The organism is Pantoea alhagi (assembly GCF_002101395.1).
Lineage (GTDB): Bacteria > Pseudomonadota > Gammaproteobacteria > Enterobacterales > Enterobacteriaceae > Mixta > Mixta alhagi.
Genome location: NZ_CP019706.1, coordinates 2,135,350 through 2,154,667, shown reverse-complemented (window position 1 = coordinate 2,154,667; position 19,318 = coordinate 2,135,350). Strand labels below are relative to the sequence as shown.

Genomic DNA, 19,318 nt, shown 5'->3' with positions numbered 1-19,318 from the left:
TATGCTCCCGGTTATTTGCCGCTCAGGCTGTTATGGATCATCTCAAGCCAGCCCGGCACGCCCGCATGGAATGATTCCAGCAGTTTGATATCGAAGCCGCGGAAGAAACCGCTCAGCACAAACAGCAGAACAATCGAGACCATCATGACTTTGGTGACTTTGTTCCAGCCGCTTTCTTCCACGCCTTTGCCAATCAGAATACCCAGCACCAGGCCTGGCACGGCGTTGCCCATAATCAGCTGCGCCAGCCCGCCGAAAATCGTGGCCCAAAAGCCTGATTTTTTCCCGGCGTCAATCGCTGCCAGCCAGAAGATCACCGGCATGACCGTATTCACCAGCAAATTAGCGGCCGGAACCAGTACCTTGACTGCCGTGACCTGTAGCGCTTCCGGCACCGCCGAGGCGGTTGAGTTCAGGAAGGCCACCACAAACATGCCGATAAGGCCGCAGGCAATCGCCATTTTTTTCGGGTCGTGTAGCGTTTCAGCGACGTTGCGGTTTTTGATCATAAGCGCGGCTGCGCCCCAGTTAGGGATAATGCGGTGATCAACATCCTGCGTAAAAGAACCGGCGGCCACCGAGGAGGCCCATGCGTTGAAAAAGAAGCCGAGGCCAAAGGAGAAGTGAGAGGCAGGATCGCCTTCACAGGAGTTAAGTTCGCCCAGTGTTCGAAATGCGCCCATGCCCTGAGAGGTTGGCGCATGGAACATGCGCGCGGCACCTGCGCCGACGCCCACGCCGACCAGCCCCCCAATCACCAGCGACTTAAGCAAAATAATTAAAAACATCAGTTTTTCCTTATGTCTTATCGCCTAACGTTTTTATTGCGCGATCGTAAATTCCACCTTGTCGGTATCAATCACGGTCACGTTAACGGTAATTTCCAGCTCCACGCTGTAGCTCCGTCGTTCACGCGGCAGAAAGAAGAACAGAAACTTCTCTTTTCTGACGCTTTGCTGCGCACGAATAACCTTTACGTCCTGTGGCTCGATGCGCAGCAAAACTTTCTGGGTAGACTGCAGTACCTTGTGCTGCACATGGCTGAGCGCATCGGCAAAAGCTCTGCTTTGCGTATCGCCTTTGCCGTTGACCAGAACCGAAGTGGTGAATTGCTGTTTCATATTTAGCTGCCGTATTTTTTATTCCAGGCCAGCACCAGCTTCTCGCCCAGCTCCTCTTTATCCATAAAGCCGAATCCCAGTACGTTGGCGCCTTCGTTAATCGCCGTCACGCCTTCATCTATCGAGCGCATGCCGTGTTTGGCCTTATAGCCATATTTGTTTTGCGCCGTGATCGCGCCAGCACCGCCACTGCCGCAAAAAGAGATGCCGAAGTCAGCATTTTCCGCCTTCATCACATCGCCCAGTTTCATATCCGCCGCGACGCCAGGCACCACCACCGCACGCCCGCCCGCTTTTTCGATCCCGGCCGCAACTTTTTGTCCTTTGCCTAAACGATCGCCAATCACTACGGTTACCATATTGCGTTCCTTCTGTTGGGTTGCTAACTGCTGGCTGGCCTCGGCCTGCCGTTGATTAATTTGATTTCGCTACTTCGAAATGAACCGAAAGCAGCCACGTCTCTTCACGCGGCAGGTTGCCAAACAGATCCACGACCTGCTGTGCCAGCCGCATTGATTCAGGAGAGATATCCTCAAACAGTTCCGCTTCAACTTCCGGTAGTGGCTCGCCGGTTAATGAGCGCAGCGCCATAGCGCGTACGTGGGAAGCCAGCATCTGTTGCTGTACCGCATTGGCATGAATAGCCTCTGCGGCAAAGAGCTGGTCTATTTGTTTTTTTACCTGTTCGGCAAGCGCATCTATTTCTGCATCGCTGACCGGCTTTTGCACCGCACTGTTATTCACCTTTCCCACTCCTGATTGCCTGAAGGTCCATTTGTTTCGCGTTGAAAACAAAGTAGCGCTATCGTCGGTGGGTTTGTAGCCTGAATTTTTCCGCCACGAAGTGGAAATAACAGCGCATCCGCTGCGCAAAGTCGCAAAAAAGTTATTCTGTGCAAAATAAACGGAAAAGAAACCCATTTCATGCAGGGAATAGCATGAACTTACGCAACAATCAGAAATAAACAGCGGGAACGAACAAGAGGGGAGCGCGGTATTTGTTTATAAATAAGAAAAAGTTATGAATAAAAATAGTGAGAAAATGTGCGTGGACGCTCATTATTTAGTAATAGGTTAAAAAAGACATTTTATCGTGCTGGTTATAAAAACCGGATACGCCAGCGCATCCGGTTTTTATATTTATTCCATTATTGTCCGGCGATGCTCATTTCCGGCAGCAGCACGGAGCCGCACTGGATATTACTACGCGTTTCAATATCATTGCCTACGGTCACAATATTACGCCACATATCTTTCAGGTTGCCGGCAATGGTAATCTCGCTTACCGGATACTGAATTTCGCCATTCTCAACCCAGAATCCCGCTGCGCCGCGTGAATAGTCACCGGTGATGCCGCTTACGCCCTGCCCCATCAGCTCAGTGACAACCAAACCCTTGCCCATCTGTTTAAGAAGATCGTCAAAGCTGCTGCCCTGACCAGCGATACGCCAGTTATGGATACCGCCCGCATGACCGGTGCTTTGCAGCCCCAGCTTACGCGCCGCGTAGCTGGTCAGCAGCCAGGTTTGCAGCACGCCCGCCTTAACGATCTCACGATCCTGAGTACGTACGCCCTCGCTATCAAACGGCGTGGAAGCCAGCCCTTTTAACAGATGCGGCTTTTCTTCAATGGTCAGCCATTCCGGCAGGATCTGGGTGCCCAGCGCATCAAGCAGAAAGGTGGATTTACGATAGACGCTGCTGCCGCTGATTGCGCCAACCAGATGACCAAACAGGCCGGTTGCAACTTCCGGGGCGAAAATAACCGGTCCCTTCATGGTTGGCAGCTTGCGCGGCGCCAGGCGCGACAGAGTACGGCGCGCGCACTCTTGCCCAACCCACTCCGGCGACTGAAGATCGTCTAATGCGCGGCCAATGGTATAGGCGTAATCACGTTCCATATCCCCTTCCGCTTCGGCGATCACGCAGCTGGAGAGCGAGTGGCGGCTGGAGCAATAACTTTGCAGCATACCGTGACTGTTGCCAAAGACTTTGATCCCGACGTGGCTGTTGAAGCTACCGCCTTCAGTATTGGTAATACGTTTATCCGCCTGCAGCGAAGCCTGCTCCGCACGCGCCGCCAGCTCGATCGCTTTGTCAGGATCGATTTCCCACGGGTGGAAAAGATCGAGATCCGGCGCATCAAAGGCCAGCAGTTCGCGATCGGCCATCCCGGCACAGGGATCGGGCGAGGTATAACGGGCGATATCTACCGCTGCCTGTACGGTGCGTTTGATCGCGTCACTGCTGAGATCGGTGGAAGAGGCGCTTCCCTTGCGGTTTTGGTAGTAGACAGTAATGCCCAGCGCGCCATCGCTGTTAAACTCAACGTTTTCTACCTCACCATAACGGGTACTGACGCCAATACCCGTGGTTTTACTGACCGCTACCTCAGCGCCGTCGGTACCTGCTTTCGCCAGCTCCAGCGCCTGGGCTACCGCCTGCTCCAGCACTTTACGTTGTTCTGCAACCTGAGTGAGTATTTTCATTGATCTACCATAATATGATGAGTACGGTCTGCCTGCGCCGGCGGGTCCTGCTGAGCCAGACATTGCAAGGCAACGCGTGAGTTGTATCCTTATCTGGAGTCTAACAGAGTCAGAGAACAATTTCGCAGTAGCCGCGTAACCTGATAGCATTAGCCTCTTTTTCAGGAGCCTGATAATGACGAAACACCCCGAAGAGTGGCTCGACGACGTACCGGATAATCAAGAAGAAGAAGATGAAGAGATTATCTGGGTCAGTAAGAGTGAGATTAAACGTGATGCCGAGGAGCTAAAGCGACTCGGTGCGGAGATGGTCGATCTGGGGAAAAACTCTCTTGATCGCCTGCCGCTGGATGAAGAGTTGCGCGACGCGATCGAGCTGGCGCAACGCATCAAGAAAGAGGGCCGACGCCGTCAAATGCAGCTGATTGGCAAGCTGCTGCGCGCGCGCGATCCCGATCCGATCTACCAGGCGCTGGATAAGCTGAAGAACCGGCATAACCAGCAGATTGCTCTGTTCCATAAGCTGGAAGCGATGCGCGACCGTTTAGTTGAACAGGGCGATGACGCGATGCCTGAGGTGCTTAACCTCTATCCACATGCCGATCGCCAGCAGCTGCGCAGCATGATCCGCAACGCGCAAAAAGAAAAGGCCGCCAACAAACCGCCAAAATCGTATCGTCAGATCTTCCAGTATCTGCGCGAACTGGCTGAAAGCGCGTAAGTTGTCGCCCCCGCAGCAACAGCGTTACGCTCTCTACACTGAGCGTAACGCTGACTTCCCACCGTTAATTACGCAGTTTGCGCTTAACGTTCCGTTACTTTGCTAAGCGATCCAGCAGTTTCTGATGAATACCGCCAAAGCCGCCGTTGCTCATTACCAGAATGGTATCGCCCGGATGCGCATGTTTGGCGATCATCTCTACTAATGCATCAACATCGGCGCTCCAGAAAGCGGGTTGGATGCAGGCATCCGCCACTTCCGCTACCTGCCAGGGAATATGGTGCTGCTGGAAAAGAAATACCTCATCGGCACGTCCCAGAGCAGGCGCGAGGTCATCTTTGCTGACCCCGAGCTTCATGGTGTTAGAGCGTGGCTCCAGCACGGCAAGGATACGGGCGGTGCCACCCACTTTGCTGCGCAGCGCAGCCAGCGTCGCCAGAATCGCCGTAGGATGATGAGCGAAGTCGTCATAGACTTTAATGCCGTTGGCTTCGCCGCGCAGTTCCAGACGCCGACGCGCGTTGATAAATTCATCCAGCGCGCGTCCGGCATCTTCCGGCTTCACGCCAACGTGTCGCGCAGCGGCAATGGCCATCAGGCCGTTATGCATGTTGTGCTCGCCCACCAGCGACCAGTTCACTTCCGCAACGCGCTCGCCATCCAGCCAGGCTTCCCAACATGAAGCGTCCGGCGTCACTTTTTTCGCCTGCCAGCGGCCGTTCTCACCCACCGTTTCCTGCTCGCTCCAGCATCCCATCGCCATCACCTGTTTCAGGTTGGTATCGTGCTCCGGCAGCAAAATTTTGCCCTGACCCGGCACGATACGTACTAAGTGATGGAACTGTTTCTGAATTGCGCGCAGATCGTCAAAAATATCGGCGTGATCGAATTCGAGATTGTTCAAAATCAACGTGCGCGGGCAATAATGAACAAACTTGGAGCGCTTATCAAAAAAGGCACAGTCATATTCGTCAGCCTCAATCACGAAGAATGGGCTTTTTCCTAAAGTTGCGGATACCGAGAAATTTCCCGGCACGCCGCCGATAACAAACCCTGGTTCCAACCCGCAAGCCTGTAAAATCCACGCTGTCATGCCTGCAGTGGTGGTTTTCCCATGGGTTCCCGCAACGGCGATCACCCAGCGGTCGCGCAGCACAAAATCATGCAGCCACTGCGGTCCGGACATATAGGGAATATTGCGCTCAAGCACCGCTTCAACGCAGGCGTTGCCCCGCGTCATTGCGTTGCCGATAATCACTAAATCGGGCGCAGGATCGAGCTGGCTGGCGTCGTAACCCTGAATCAAATCAATGCCTTGATTCTCCAGCAGCACGCTCATGGGCGGATAAACGTTGGCGTCAGAGCCGGTGACTTCATGGCCCATCGCACGCGCCAGCATTGCCAGCCCGCCCATAAAAGTGCCACAGATACCCAGGATATGAATACGCATAAAAGATCCGTTTTCGAAAAAGTTCGGGGCACAGTGTAGCGCCGAGCAGCGCGGGAAGAAACGGATTTGACCTATGGTCTTTGCGGTTCATTCCGTTAAACTGCGATGGCATACGTTGCAGCTTTGTACCCTATGCTGCTACTCCATCGTAGATTCAGGGATTGTGTTATGAAAACATTAGGCGAATTCATCGTCGAGAAGCAACACGACTTTCCGCATGCCACAGGTGAACTGACGGCGCTGATCTCCGCTATTAAGCTCGGTGCAAAAATTATCCATCGCGATATTAATAAAGCCGGGCTGGTTGATATTCTGGGCGCCAGCGGCGTTGAAAACGTTCAGGGCGAGCAGCAGATGAAGCTCGACCTGTTCGCCAACGAAAAACTGAAGGCGGCGTTAAAAGCGCGCGGCATAGTAGCCGGCATCGCGTCTGAAGAAGAGGACGAAATCGTTATCTTCGAAGGCGTGGAAAATGGTAAATATGTGGTTTTAATGGACCCGCTGGATGGCTCGTCGAATATCGATGTCAACGTTTCGGTCGGTACAATTTTCTCTATTTATCGTCGCGTGACGCCACCCGGTACACCAGTGACCGAAGCGGACTTTATGCAGCCAGGCAATAAGCAGGTGGCTGCGGGTTACGTGGTTTACGGCTCCTCAACCATGCTGGTTTATACCACGGGCTGCGGCGTACATGCCTTTACCTACGATCCGTCGTTGGGCGTATTTTGTCTGAGTCAGGAGCGTATGACCTTCCCGGAGAAGGGCTATACCTACTCCATTAACGAAGGCAACTATATTCGCTTCCCGCAGGGCGTGAAGAAATATCTGAAGTTCTGTCAGGAAGAGGATAAAGCGACACATCGTCCTTATACCTCGCGTTATATCGGCTCTTTGGTAGCGGATTTTCACCGCAATCTGCTGAAGGGCGGCATCTATCTCTATCCCAGCACCGCCAGTCACCCCAGCGGTAAGCTGCGCCTGCTGTACGAGTGCAACCCGATGGCCTTCCTCGCCGAACAGGCGGGCGGTAAAGCCAGCGACGGTAAAAACCGTATCCTTGATCTGCAGCCGGAAGCGTTGCATCAGCGTTGCCCTTTCTTTGTCGGTAACGATGCGATGGTTGAAGATGTCGAGCGCTTTATGCGTGAATATCCGGACAATCATCAGGCTTAAAAGATAAACAAGGCCGCCCATGATTCGGGCGGCCTTTTTCATTATGGCCCGATGCGCCTGCCTGCTGCGCTTATTTCGCTATACTTACCCGAAACTGCGACATGCTACTTACCAGCTGACGCGACTGCTCTTCCAGCGACTGCGTGGCCGCTGTGGCCTGCTCGACTAATGCGGCATTTTGCTGCGCCACTTCATCCATCTGACTCACCGCCTGATTGATCTGCTCAATATCGTGGCTTTGCTCCAGCGATGCGTCAGAAATCTCTCTCATCAGGGCGGTAACATGTTTCACTTCGGTCGCGATAGCATTTATGGTTGCGCCGGCGCGCTGCGCCATGTCGCTTCCCTCCTTCACCCGACCTTGCGACTCGCCAATTAACTGACGGATCTCTTTTGCCGCTCCCGCGCTACGCTGCGCCAGATTGCGCACTTCACTCGCCACCACGGCGAAGCCGCGCCCCTGCTCCCCGGCGCGCGCCGCCTCCACCGAGGCGTTCAATGCCAAAATATTGGTCTGGAAAGCAATGCCGTCAATAACGCCCAGAATATCAGCGATATGGCTGGCGCTTTCAGCTATTTCCTGCATCTTGCCGGTAACGCTGCTGACCTCTTCAGCACCCGTTGCGGCAGTAGTGGAAACATTGCGCGCCAGCTGATGCGCCTGCCGGGCATTATCAGCGTTCTGTTTCACCGTCAGGGTTAATTTTTCCATGCTGCCCGCCGTTTGCTCCAGCGAGGCCGCCGACTCTTCTGTGCGCTGTGACAGGTTGAGATTGCCTAACGAAAGTTCACGACTACCTACGTCGATCTGGAGCGAGGCTTCCATCACCAGGCTAATGGAATCAAGCAGCCCCTGTTGCATTTTTTTCATTGCTTCAATTAAGCGCCCCAGTTCATTGCGGCCCGCATCCGGTATCGGCTGCGTCAGATCGCCGGTGGCGATATGTTCCAGCTGTTCTACCGCCTGATTCAATGGCTTAAGCAGCACCGCTTTTAATGCCATCCACGCGATAACCAGCAGCGTCAGGGTTAACAGGCAGCAGACGATAATACTGATCTGCATTACCTGCTCATTCTGTTTCGCCTGCTCCAGGCGCATATTGCTGATTTGATTAGCGTCCTGCGTGAAGGCTTCAAACGCCTGTTGATAGCCGCCGGTAGAAGAGGTAAGCACATTTCCTACCAGCTGGTAATAAGCACTGGCGTCTTTATTTTCCAGTGCCTGTAATAAAGGATCGATGCCTTGTTGTCTGTAGCGTTGATAGCTGGCTTCAAGCGCCGTAAATAGCTCTTTGCCATTTTCTGTCTCGATATGACTGGCAATGACCCTGTCCATCGCTTTTTGCGCTTGCTGGATATAATGGATCACGCGGGTAATATTTTTTTCTGCTTCCGCCAGTTGATTGTTGCTGAGTTGATAAAACGCCGTCGCCGCCGTGGCACGGGCGCGAAACAGATTACTGTTATTCTGATAAAGCGGACTGATTATCTCGCTGTCGATATAATCAATTTCCTCAAGAAAATCATTTGATTTTTGCACCGCGCTAAGCCCAATAAAGCTGACGATAAGCAATAGCAGCGTCACTGTTGTTAGCAGGCAAATTAATGCTGTACGCACAGATATATTTTTCAACATAAGATAGTTTCCCTAAAATAATAAAGTCTGCGTTCCTTCGTCTGAAGATTATGGTGAATTCTTATTATTCTCTATAAATATCGGCATAATTAACAAACTCTATAACGGACATAACTTACTAATTTGCGTACTAATAATATTTCTGTGCGTTTATTCTTCTGGCGCAGCCGCCGCTCGCCTCCGCCGGTATCCGTTGTTATAGTATTCTTTTGTTTCCTGTCGGGTCATGGAGCGTTACATGACGGCCTTTGCCTCAATATTTATTTTGCTGGTACTCGGTGGTTTGAGTTTGTTGGTTCACAATACCGCCGTGACGCTCTCCGTCGCGGCGTTGTTGGTGATTAAATTAACGCCGCTGTCACAATTTTTCCCCTATATCGAAAAGCAGGGACTGACCCTGGGGATCATCATTCTTACTATTGGCGTGCTGTCGCCGCTGGTCAGTGGCTCTCTGCCGCTCAATACGCTGTTGAAATCTTTTCTCGACTGGAAATCGTTGCTGGCGATTGCGGTAGGGATCCTGGTTTCCTGGCTCGGCGGGCGCGGCGTCACGCTGATGAGCAGCCAGCCAACTATTGTTGGCGGCCTGCTGATCGGTACAATTATTGGTGTTTCCCTGTTTCGCGGCGTGCCGGTGGGCCCGCTGATCGCGGCCGGACTGGTTTCGCTGTTTATTTTCAATAAATAACCCCGGCTGGAGCATTCCGAAAGCGGAAAAAGGGGGCATACTTTCATTGTCAGTTGGCTATAATAGCCGTCACTCAACTTATGACGAATGAAGGAAAGCGAGATGAGTTTGAACCAGGTTCCTGCCGGTAAAGACCTGCCAGAAGATATCTATGTCATTATCGAGATCCCGGCTAATGCCGATCCGATCAAATATGAAGTAGACAAAGAGTCTGGCGCGCTGTTTGTTGACCGCTTTATGTCGACTGCTATGTTCTATCCGTGCAACTACGGTTATATCAACCACACGCTGTCTCTGGACGGCGACCCGGTTGACGTACTGGTGCCGACGCCGTACCCGCTGCAGCCGGGTTCAGTAATTCGCTGCCGTCCGGTTGGCGTGCTGAAAATGACCGACGAGTCAGGTGAAGATGCGAAGCTGGTTGCCGTACCGCACACCAAGCTCTCCAAAGAATACGATCACATTAAAGATGTGAACGATCTGCCGGAACTGCTGCGTGCCCAGATTACCCATTTCTTTGAACACTACAAAGATCTGGAAAAAGGCAAGTGGGTTAAAGTTGACGGTTGGGATAACGCCGAAGCGGCTAAAGAAGAGATCCGTACCTCTTTCGAACGCGCAGCGAAGAAGTAATGCCCATCGGGTGAGAGCCTTCTTACCACGACGATCAAAGAACACCGTCCTTTTGGGGCGGTGTTTTTTTATTGTCAGCGTAAACTTTCCGCCTGCATGCCCGAAGCTATCGGGCAGTGAAGCCATATCATGCGTTCACTTTTTATTTGCAGTTAACCCGACCAAAAGTTGATTATTGACTGGTACTTTTTTGGCAATCGGGCAACCGACTCGTTGACATGTTTTAATGATTTGGTTTTTGTAAAACAGGGAGAGTGTTATGGCTTTGCAAGGGAAGTTTGTTATCAATGACGCGGATTTTTCTCCATTAATGTTCTATGGAGTTGGAACATTCATGGCTTTTTCTGGAGCTGGGCCTTACCGTAATCACGGAGCATGCGCAATGATCCCCAAAAAGGGTCCGGTCCCTGATGGTAAATACTGGATTGTAGCGCGCCCTGCCGGAGGCCCAAGATCCAAAGCCATTACCTGGGTGAAAGACGCTTTTAATAGCTTGTACAGCGATAATACCGTTTCGCATTCGGAATGGTTTGCCCTGTACCGGGACGATAGCATAATTGACGATTATACCTGGATCGAAAGTGTACGCCGCGGAGCATTTAGACTGCATCCCGGAACGCTATCTGAAGGCTGCATTACCCTTGCCCATGTTACCGATTTTATGGCTATTCGTAATGCGCTGTTACGCACGCATACAGTACCAGTGCGCAATACTGGTTTGCAGGCATTCGGCATTATCGACGTGATTCACTCTGGAGCCAAAGACTGCTTATGAAACTGTTGCTACGGATTATATTTAAGGTTGCTCTGTTTCTTGTCATCTTTATTGCCTGCGCCCAGACAATCCCATATGGACCACTGACCGACCTGTTGACGGGTAACATAAGCCTGGATATGGCGATAAAAATTTCAGAAACCGTGCTGGGTGAGACTTACCCGGAACCGTTTGAATTTGTGGATAGTATGATAACGATGCTGCTAAATGTTCCGGTGAGCATTATTATTTATCTGTTGCTAATCAAGGTATTCCGTCATTTCAAAAAGCCATGATTCCGCAGGATAAATCCTGTAGTCACAGGCTTGTTTCATTCTTAGTCCAGCGGGAATTTATCATCAAAAATGTGGCTGATGGCTACTATCTGGCCGATGGCCAGAATGGCTGCTTAAGCTGGCAATTTTCATGCTGACGGGCAATATGTAAAGCCACCTCCAAAGGAGGTGGCTTTTTATTCACCTGATGAAACATCATCCCGTTGCAGCCAGTCGCCGCTTGGGATATGCGTCAATCCCGCTACCGATCGTTGATACACGTACAGCCAGGCGCTGCCGTACGGCGTCTGAATCAGCTGGCGCTTATACTCGCCACCGCGGGTTCGAAGCGCGTCCAGTTCACCTAACGTACTGGCATCAATTCGGTAAACTTCACCATATACGGTGCCCTCTCCCGGCACGACGCCGGGATAGAGACCAATATTGTAAAGATCGTAGCCCTCGATCTGATGATCGCCGAGCCACTGCGCGTTTGTCATCCAGTGACTGTTTCCCTGTTTGCGCCGTAAACTGCCGTAGACAATTATTCGCATTGCTAAAACTCAAACTGATAGAGCAAATCGAGTGCCTGGTCGACGCCGGACACTGCTTCCAAATAGAGCTTAGGCATCAGGCGATAACGCAACGTCAAAGTCGCCAGTGAATCAAAGATACCCACTCCATATTTTACTTGTAGACCCGGCAGAACATAACCGCTGACCTGAACCTGCTGGCTGTCACCGACGCCGGCTGTATCAAGGGCAAGATTACTCACGCCAAAGGTCTCGCCGATTTTACCCACAACCTGCCCACTTTGTGCAACCCCTAAACCAACCAGAGCTGAAGTCAGTGCGTTGCTGTCGCCTTCCGTATCCAGCCCCTGCCCGCGCAACAGATAAGAAAGCGCTTCCTGCTGCGACATCGCCGGATCGGAGAAAATCTCCGCTTTTGGCTCATCCGCCAGCCCGGTCACACGCAACCCGGCGGTCACATCATCCTCGGTTGCCTCGGGATTACGAATGGCTTCCAGATTGATATAAGGCTGATCCGGCGGCCCGGCAAACTGCAGTTCGCCTTTACGCACCAGCAGATCCTGTCCATAAGCATGGAAACGACCGGACGGGATATTGATCTGGCCATTCAGTCCCAGCCCGCGTTTATCCTGCACCAGCTTGAGATCGCCGTTCAGCTTCGCTTTCAGGCCAAAAGCGCTGAGACGGACATCATCGCCCACGTGAATAATCAGATTGCTGTTAATTGGGATTGCCGCCGTTTGTGAGGTCACCGGCTGCAGATTTTCATCCAGCAGCACCTCATCGGAAGAGACGCCGGCGGCGCTCTCTGGCACTTCCTGAACCGTAATTCGTGCCCAGGGCACATCCACCTTACCGTCAAGCGTAAAGGCGATGGGCGAAGCATCGAACGTCAGATCTGGCGAAACATCCATGCGCACCATCGGCGGAACGGTCACCCGCACGCGATTGCCGCGTGCAGCAATATGAGCGCGCCAGTTATCCAGCTGGCTCCAGTCGGCATTGCCATCCAGGTTAATCTGTCCGCGCGCAGTCTGGATTAACCCTTCCAGCGTTGAGCTCATGCCGTTAAATGCCATGGTCAGGTTAGCGCTGGTCAGATCAACCGGCATAAAGCTGCCTTCCACGTCCACATTACGCAGCCCCAACTGCCCATAAACCAGCGGCTTTTGCAGGTTACCGCCAAGGCGCAGATTGCTGTTGAGCATACCTGCCACCTGTTCGCCGCGCATCAGTGCCGGATTAAACAGCGCCAGCGACAGGTTGTTGATATTGATATTGCCGGAGAGATTACGGCGGTTTTGTGGATCGCTAATCTGAACCTTTCCGTCAAACTGCCCGTTATTGGCAATGCGCAGCAGCCATTCCAGCTGCGCCTGACCGTTACGCATGGCAGCGTTAAGATTCAGGGTATCGAAGGCGATCGGCAGCGCATTGCCCTGTACATCCTGGGTGACTTTAACGCCGTTGCCTTTCAGCGCTACCCGTCCGGTAGGCAGCGAGCCGTCGCTATGCCAGCTAACATCGGCATCGCCGCTGAACACGCCTACCAGCTGCGTCTCTTCCGGCAGGAAGGGCTTAATCATCGCCAGATCGAAGCGGTTTAGCGTCACGCGCGCATGGCCATCCGGCCCCGCCTCAATCGGCTGCGGCACGCAGAGCTGCGCATTGGGATTGCGCCAGCAGTGCGCGCCAATGGTCGCCGTTTGTCGCGCATTCTGATAATCGATTGAAATAGCGCGAGTGAGTCGCCACTCGCCTACCGGCGTATCAAAGAAGGTGTTATTCAGCGTTCCCTGCCAGCGTTGCTGCTGACGATCGAAACTGCCGTTCAGCGCCAGCTGGCCCGAAACCGGATCGCCGTTGACGTTAAGCTTCAACTGGTGTTTCTGCTCGTTGCCGTCTGCGTTCAGCGTCAGCTGATTAATCGCCAGCGATGCCTGCTTCAGCTGTTCAACGCGCAGCTGTAGCTTGCCTGCCACCTGGTCGCTCGATTTCACATCGCCATCCAGCCGCACGCGGGCAATGGTCAGTTCCTGCCAGCGCAGGCCGGTGGCGGTAACATCCGCCAGCAGCTGCGGCGCCTGTAGCGTTCCGCGCGCTTTGATGGTGCCTTTCGCCACGCCGCCCAGACCAGGCAGCGCGTTGTCCAGATGCGGCGCGTCAATGTTGGCATCCAGGTTAAGCGCATCGCCCAGTTCGCCCTTCAGATCGATATTATTGCGTCCCAGCACCAGTTTAATCCCGGGAATATTCCACTGGTTATAGCTGTTACCGTACAGCGAGCCATCTGCTGAAACTGCGTTCTGCCGCACTTTGCCGCGCAGCCGGAGTTCCGGCACGCGCATCTGCCAGCTCCCGCCATACAGGCTGCCGCGCGTGGTGACTTTACCCTCCAGCGTGGCGGGCCAGTCAGGATAGTGCCGGGCAGTATCAATCCCGTTCAGCGTGAGTTCGCTGCGCCAGCTGATCGCTTTGCTCCAGTCTACCAGACCGCTAAGATCGGCATGGCCTTGCAACGTCGACAGCCGCAGCTTATCAAGGCTGAACTGTTCAACATTCCCCTTCCCGTCCAGCGCCAGATCGGCTGGCGGAATGGCTTCGCCCTGCAAAGCGGTGCGCAACGACATCACATAGTCGGTGGCCTTGCCGCTGAAGCTGAAATCGAGATTATCCGCCTGATACTGCGTTGCGCCACTGAGCGGCCAGCGCAGCTGTGGACTGGTTAATTTTAGCTGCAGCGGCAGGCCGACGGTGGCCAGCTCGGTTTGACCGGTAAGCTGCGCATTCAGCGGGCCGGAGAGATTCACTCCCAGCTGAAGCTGCTGACGCATAGCGCCGCCAAGCGTCATTTTGATCTTCTCGCCCTTCAGCGGCTCGACGTTTAGCGCGCCGTTGAGGTTGAAGTCTACCGGCCAGTGACCGGCAAGCTGCGCCTGTCCACTGGCCTTAAGCTGCCCCTGCGGCGAATCAATATCCAGTGTTTGCAGCTGTAACAGGCGATCCTGCGTTTTCGCTTTCAGCAGTAAACGATTGACTGCCAGCTCGGTATCGCCGGTGATCCGCAGCTGTTCGCCCACGATCTCCTGCACCTCAATATCAAGCGGCAGGCGGAAATCAGGCATCGATGGCAGCAGCGGCTGCCCGAACATTGCTTTCAGCGTTTCGCCCAGCGGTTTCTCCTGCGTCTGAGGCTGCTGGATCTTAGGTTGTACTACCTGTTCATTAGCCACCTGCGCCGCTTTCGGCAGCGCAATAAGCAGGCTCTGAATACGCGTTGGCGTTAAGGTAAGCGCACGCTCCTGCCAGTGCAGACCGGTAGAAAAATCGAGCAAAGAAATTGCGGTATTATCAATTTTAAGATTGATATTGTGCAGGCTGAGATGACGCAGCGTAATGGGATAAGGCGTACTGATCTCACCGCTACTGCTTTCTTCTTCCGGCGGCGGCGCGTTGGATGGCGTCATTTTGCTGCTGTCCACCACGACATTAAGATCTTTCAGCCCAAGATCGTTAACGCAGAACGCGGAGTTTTTCAGACAGCCCAGCTGTACGGCCAGGTGGAATTCGCCAGCGTTCAGCGTTACGCCAGGCATTTCATAGCGCACCCCTTTCAATGTCAGGTCACGCCAGCCGCCGTTCACCTGCTGAATAGATAAACCTGGCACCCAGCGCGCTGCGCCGTTCAACAGCAGATGCAGGCCGGGCGTAGTGCTTACCAGCAGCAGCACGCCGCCAGCCAGCACCGCTAAAAAAATCAGAATCCCAATCAGGACCTTTTTCCATAGCTTCATAGTTCAGGCCCCAGTCCGATGTAAAACTGCAAACCGTGTTCCTCTTTATCACCCACAGGCCGCGCCAGGTCGAACTTAATCGGCCCTACCGGCGAGGCCCAGCGTACGCCGATACCGGCACCGGTTTTAAAGTTGCTTTGCTTGATATCGTTCACCGCTTCGCCGGAGTCCACAAATACCGCGCCCCACCATTTGCCGGTCACGTTGTATTGATACTCCAGCGAGCCGGTCGCCAGTTTCGATGCCCCGGTCAGCTTGCCGTCTTCATCGCGTGGAGAGATGCCTTTATATTTGTAGCCGCGAATACTGCGGTCGCCCCCGGCGAAGAAACGCAGATCGGGCGGCACTTTTTCAAAATCGTTGGTTTCAATCCAGCCGAGGTTACCGCGCGCCACAAAGCGATGTCGCTCCGCCAGCGTACGGATCCAGACGTTTTGCGCCTGTAAAACAAGAAAATCGACATCCGACCCCCAGGTGGTATCGGAAATATCGACGGAATAGCGTTGGGAGTCGCCCCAGTCTGGCATCAGCCCGCCGCGCGAGCGGGTGCGGTTAACGCTGACGCCGGGATAGATCAGCATGGTCGTGTTGGTAACGTTCGCCTGGGTAAAGTGATCCAGGCTCCAGCGCAAATTGATGGCTTTTTGCCAGCCGGAGCTGTTATCCCAGTAGCGCGATAGCGCCAGCGTGGTGGAATCTGCTTTGGTATCGTTCAGGTCGGTGCGCTTCAGGCCGCCCTGTATCAAATAATATTGTTCCAGCGGATTTTTCAGCAGCGGCACCTTATAACTAAAATCAAGCTGCTGCTCAGGTGCTGAGAGGTTGGCACTGGTCGCCAGGCTGTGTCCGCGTGAATTCACCCACGGCTTACGCCAGGTGGTTTTCAGCCGCGGCCCGACGTCAGTAGAGTAGCCGATGCCGGTTTCAATGGTGTTTTCGGTGCGCGGCGAGACCACGCCGCTCAGCGGTAAAACTTTATCCGCCGTGGTTTTATCAAATTCCGGCGCGACCACCACTGAATTAAACCAGCCGGTCGCCGACAGGCGACGGTTTAGCTCAGCCAGATCGCGTGAGCTGTAATAATCGCCTTCGTGAAACGGCACCAGGTTTTGCAGATACTCATCGCGGATCTGCGATCCTTCAAAGGTCACGTCGCCAAAGCGATAGCGCTTGCCGCTGTCATAATCGAGATCCCAGAACGCCTCGCGGCGCTCTACGGATACGCCCAGCTGGCTTTTCTTGAAATCACCGTCAAAATAGCCGTTGCGCAGCGCCAGATTGGTAAAGCCTTTTTTGAAGCTTTCATACTTGCCGTGATTAAGAATAGCGCCGTTTTCAGGACGTCCCTCTCTTACCCACTGCTGATACTCCGCATCATTACGCGCATCGCCGCGCAGAATAATGGCGCTACCGGCGATTTTTACCGGCTCGCCTGCTGAAACGCGTGCAATCAGTACCGGTCTGCCGCCTTTTGCCGGAGCCGGACGGCTTTCAAAATTGATATCAGGTTCATAGTAGCCCAGCGCGCGCAGCCCTTCTTCAATGGCTTTTTTAACCCGCGCACGAAAACGGCCGTCAGCACTCACTTCATCGGTATCGATTGTGGAAAGCTGTGCCCTGACGTTTTTCTGCAAATCTCCGGTTAATCCCTCGAGCTGTAAGCGAATGTTCGCGGCCTGAGCGCCAGGCGCTGCTATCAGCAAACAGGCTATGCAATAGAGATGAAATCGTGGCACGCTTACTCCTGTTAATGTTGCCGAATCCCCCTTTTTCCCAGGGGACAAATAACATTGCGAACCAACAGGCGCTAATGTCGATGTCGAGTTTGGTTAACAGCATAGCTTTCCTCTTGCCGTTGCGGCTATACGCACGGCAGTTAAAAAAGTGCCGCTAAAGCAAATTTTGCCGTTATTGTCGGTAAAGCTGCGCCGCGTTACAACCAACAATACTGCTTGTTCACGTAATAACGGTGAATATGGCTGTTTTAATGCCCCGGGAATGCCCGCTTATTTATTAAACAAGATGGCGCAGCAACAGCGCTGGCGGGCTGAGCAGAGCTACTGCTATAATCGTCAGCGGCCGCTTATGCGGCTGTTATCATCCCTTTCTGCCCCGACCTGTGTGTCGAACCGGCGCAGACATTTTTGGCACGGATAGCCCAGCATAAATGGAAAGCCGCAGTGATGCCGCAACGCGCGCTGCCCAGGCCAAAAATGACAAGTATCAAAAACCAACGGAATCTTTATGTTAGATAGCTTGCTTGTCATACTCGTGTTGATTGCGATCAGCGCCTTCTTTTCTCTGTCAGAAATATCGCTGGCTGCCGCGCGTAAAATTAAACTCAAACTGCTGGCCGATGACGGCAATATCAACGCGCAGCGCGTGCTGAAAATGCAGGAAACGCCGGGTATGTTCTTTACCGTGGTGCAAATTGGCCTGAACGCCGTTGCTATTCTTGGCGGTATCGTCGGCGACTCCGCTTTCTCTCCCTCTTTCCAGAAACTATTTGATGGCCTGGTTTCGCCTGAACTGGCGGAACAGCTCAGTTTTATCTGTTCCTTCACCCTGGTGACCAGCCTGTTTATTCTGTTCGCCGATTTGACGCCAAAGCGTATCGGGATGATCTCGCCGGAAGCTATCGCGCTGCGCATTATTAATCCCATGCGTTTCTGTTTGCTGCTGTTCCGCCCGATGGTGTGGTTCTTTAACGGTATGGCGAACATGATTTTCCGCCTGTTTAAAATCCCCATGGTGCGTAAAGACGACATTACCTCTGATGATATTTATGCCGTTGTGGAAGCGGGCGCGCTGGCAGGCGTGCTGCGCAAACAGGAGCATGAGCTGATTGAGAATGTGTTTGAGCTGGAATCGCGCACGGTTCCTTCCTCAATGACCTCGCGTGAGAACATTATCTGGTTCGATCTGCATGAAGAGGAAAGCAGCCTGAAAGAGAAGATTGCGCTGCATCCCCATTCCAAGTTTTTAGTCTGTAACGGTGATATCGACCATATCGTCGGCTATGTCGATTCCAAAGAGCTACTGCTACGCGTACTGGGTAATCAAAGCATGGCGCTCAACAGCGGTCTGCAAATCCGTTCTGCGCTCATTGTTCCTGATACCCTGACGCTTTCCGAAGCGCTGGAAAGCTTCAAAACCGCCGGTGAAGATTTTGCGGTTATCATGAACGAGTACGCGCTGGTCGTGGGCATTATTACGCTGAACGACGTAATGACTACGCTGATGGGCGATCTGGTAGGGCAAGGGCTGGAAGAACAGATTGTCGCCCGTGATGAAAACTCCTGGCTGGTAGAAGGCGGCACGCCAATTGATGATGTGATGCGCGTGCTGGATATCAACGAGTTTCCACAGTCGGGCAACTATGAAACCATCGGCGGCTTTATGATGTATATGCTGCGCAAAATCCCTAAACGTACCGATTTTGTTAAGTTTGCAGGCTATAAGTTTGAAGTAGTGGATATTGATAGCTATCGTATCGATCAGCTACTGGTTACGCGTATTGATGAACGTCCGGCAACCCTGACGATAAACAAAGATATGGAAGAATAAGAAGGTTTGCAGGGTTTTTCAGGCGGCTCAGCCAATTGTTTGCCGCCAGACAGCACAAGGGCGCGTTAATCGCGCCCTGTTTTATTACTGATACTCTGCCTGCAGCCGAAGCACCTGACGGTTTACTTCCGACATTACGCTAAAATGCTGCTTATCTTTAACGCGCGGAACGAGGATTTTGCCTTTATCAAACTCGAACGCGCCTACATCCTTGATGTAAATCCTTCCTTTAAACAGTGTTTTAACGTATTTGGCGATCTGGAAAGGATTATAACGCTGAAAAATCTTCATGTTGCTTTCAACTCCTGAAAAATTAATACGCTCCGCCGTTGCCAAAATCGGTACGAGCCCTTGAAGCGCAAAGTGCCGGTAAACTATAGAACATCGTCCGCTTCCTGTGTTCCTAAAATTAACTTTTTTTACTGCATTGACACATCATTACAGGAGAGTCTGTTAATGCACGCATGTAAAGCAGTATAAA

General features: G+C 52.9%; 18 protein-coding genes. 7 read left to right on the top strand and 11 right to left on the bottom strand.

The window, feature by feature from the left end:
- Window positions 1-11: 11 nt before the first annotated feature.
- The 5 genes from B1H58_RS10080 to pmbA form a co-directional block, all read right to left on the bottom strand.
- Window positions 12-788 (bottom strand): DUF4311 domain-containing protein, encoded by a 777-nt coding sequence (locus tag B1H58_RS10080; protein ID WP_085069922.1) that lies wholly within the window; start codon window positions 786-788, stop codon window positions 12-14.
- Window positions 789-821: 33 nt separating this feature from the next.
- A complete protein-coding gene (locus tag B1H58_RS10075) occupies window positions 822-1,121 on the bottom strand; it encodes a DUF4312 family protein (protein WP_085069920.1) in 300 nt (99 codons plus the stop codon).
- Window positions 1,122-1,123: 2 nt separating this feature from the next.
- The gene (locus B1H58_RS10070; RefSeq protein ID WP_085069919.1) at window positions 1,124-1,480 is read right to left on the bottom strand and encodes an SFCGS family glycine-rich protein; all 357 of its coding nucleotides are present in this window, start codon (window positions 1,478-1,480) and stop codon (window positions 1,124-1,126) included.
- A gap of 55 nt (window positions 1,481-1,535) precedes the next feature.
- A complete protein-coding gene (locus B1H58_RS10065) occupies window positions 1,536-1,865 on the bottom strand; it encodes a glycine dehydrogenase (protein WP_085069917.1) in 330 nt (109 codons plus the stop codon).
- A gap of 404 nt (window positions 1,866-2,269) precedes the next feature.
- Window positions 2,270-3,610 (bottom strand): metalloprotease PmbA, encoded by a 1,341-nt coding sequence (pmbA, locus tag B1H58_RS10060; protein WP_085069915.1) that lies wholly within the window; start codon window positions 3,608-3,610, stop codon window positions 2,270-2,272.
- Window positions 3,611-3,785: 175 nt separating this feature from the next.
- Between pmbA and yjgA the strand changes: the two genes are divergently transcribed.
- Complete coding sequence (gene yjgA, locus B1H58_RS10055; protein ID WP_085069914.1) at window positions 3,786-4,331, top strand: ribosome biogenesis factor YjgA; 546 nt, start codon at window positions 3,786-3,788, stop codon at window positions 4,329-4,331.
- A gap of 94 nt (window positions 4,332-4,425) precedes the next feature.
- On the opposite strand, the gene mpl is transcribed toward yjgA, so the two are convergent.
- Window positions 4,426-5,781 carry a UDP-N-acetylmuramate:L-alanyl-gamma-D-glutamyl-meso-diaminopimelate ligase gene (gene mpl / locus B1H58_RS10050; RefSeq protein WP_085069912.1) on the bottom strand — a complete coding sequence of 452 codons (1,356 nt, stop codon included), beginning with the start codon at window positions 5,779-5,781 and terminating at the stop codon, window positions 4,426-4,428.
- A gap of 168 nt (window positions 5,782-5,949) precedes the next feature.
- Between mpl and fbp the strand changes: the two genes are divergently transcribed.
- Window positions 5,950-6,957, top strand: a complete 1,008-nt coding sequence (gene fbp, locus B1H58_RS10045) for a class 1 fructose-bisphosphatase (protein ID WP_085069910.1) — start codon at window positions 5,950-5,952, stop codon at window positions 6,955-6,957.
- A 70-nt stretch (window positions 6,958-7,027) separates the two neighbouring features.
- Here fbp and B1H58_RS10040 read toward each other — a convergent pair whose 3' ends face one another.
- Window positions 7,028-8,593, bottom strand: coding sequence for a methyl-accepting chemotaxis protein (locus tag B1H58_RS10040; protein ID WP_085069909.1), 1,566 nt, complete (start codon window positions 8,591-8,593; stop codon window positions 7,028-7,030).
- Window positions 8,594-8,831: 238 nt separating this feature from the next.
- On the opposite strand from B1H58_RS10040, the gene B1H58_RS10035 reads away from it, so the two are divergent.
- From B1H58_RS10035 to B1H58_RS10020, 4 genes are all read left to right on the top strand, one after another.
- A complete protein-coding gene (locus B1H58_RS10035) occupies window positions 8,832-9,281 on the top strand; it encodes a DUF441 domain-containing protein (RefSeq protein WP_085069907.1) in 450 nt (149 codons plus the stop codon).
- A 102-nt stretch (window positions 9,282-9,383) separates the two neighbouring features.
- Window positions 9,384-9,914, top strand: a complete 531-nt coding sequence (gene ppa / locus B1H58_RS10030; protein WP_038623944.1) for an inorganic diphosphatase — start codon at window positions 9,384-9,386, stop codon at window positions 9,912-9,914.
- A gap of 259 nt (window positions 9,915-10,173) precedes the next feature.
- Window positions 10,174-10,689, top strand: coding sequence for a DUF2778 domain-containing protein (locus B1H58_RS10025; RefSeq protein ID WP_085069905.1), 516 nt, complete (start codon window positions 10,174-10,176; stop codon window positions 10,687-10,689).
- Window positions 10,686-10,964: a hypothetical protein gene (locus B1H58_RS10020; protein ID WP_085069903.1), complete on the top strand. Its 279-nt coding sequence runs from the start codon at window positions 10,686-10,688 to the stop codon at window positions 10,962-10,964. The genes B1H58_RS10025 and B1H58_RS10020 overlap by 4 nt, the downstream gene beginning before the upstream one ends.
- A gap of 176 nt (window positions 10,965-11,140) precedes the next feature.
- On the opposite strand, the gene B1H58_RS10015 is transcribed toward B1H58_RS10020, so the two are convergent.
- The 3 genes from B1H58_RS10015 to tamA are packed head-to-tail and all read right to left on the bottom strand — an operon-like array spanning window position 11,141 to window position 17,006.
- Window positions 11,141-11,497 carry a gamma-glutamylcyclotransferase family protein gene (locus B1H58_RS10015; protein ID WP_085069901.1) on the bottom strand — a complete coding sequence of 119 codons (357 nt, stop codon included), beginning with the start codon at window positions 11,495-11,497 and terminating at the stop codon, window positions 11,141-11,143.
- Window positions 11,498-11,499: 2 nt separating this feature from the next.
- Window positions 11,500-15,270: an autotransporter assembly complex protein TamB gene (gene tamB, locus B1H58_RS10010; protein WP_085069899.1), complete on the bottom strand. Its 3,771-nt coding sequence runs from the start codon at window positions 15,268-15,270 to the stop codon at window positions 11,500-11,502.
- Window positions 15,267-17,006, bottom strand: coding sequence for an autotransporter assembly complex protein TamA (gene tamA, locus B1H58_RS10005; protein ID WP_085069897.1), 1,740 nt, complete (start codon window positions 17,004-17,006; stop codon window positions 15,267-15,269). Before tamA ends, tamB begins: the two co-directional genes overlap by 4 nt.
- A gap of 508 nt (window positions 17,007-17,514) precedes the next feature.
- Here tamA and paeA point away from each other — a divergent pair.
- Window positions 17,515-18,837 (top strand): polyamine export protein PaeA, encoded by a 1,323-nt coding sequence (gene paeA, locus B1H58_RS10000; protein ID WP_085069895.1) that lies wholly within the window; start codon window positions 17,515-17,517, stop codon window positions 18,835-18,837.
- A gap of 84 nt (window positions 18,838-18,921) precedes the next feature.
- Here the strand turns inward: paeA and B1H58_RS09995 are convergent, their stop codons facing one another.
- Window positions 18,922-19,128: a DUF1107 domain-containing protein gene (locus tag B1H58_RS09995; RefSeq protein ID WP_085069893.1), complete on the bottom strand. Its 207-nt coding sequence runs from the start codon at window positions 19,126-19,128 to the stop codon at window positions 18,922-18,924.
- Window positions 19,129-19,318: the final 190 nt, after the last annotated feature.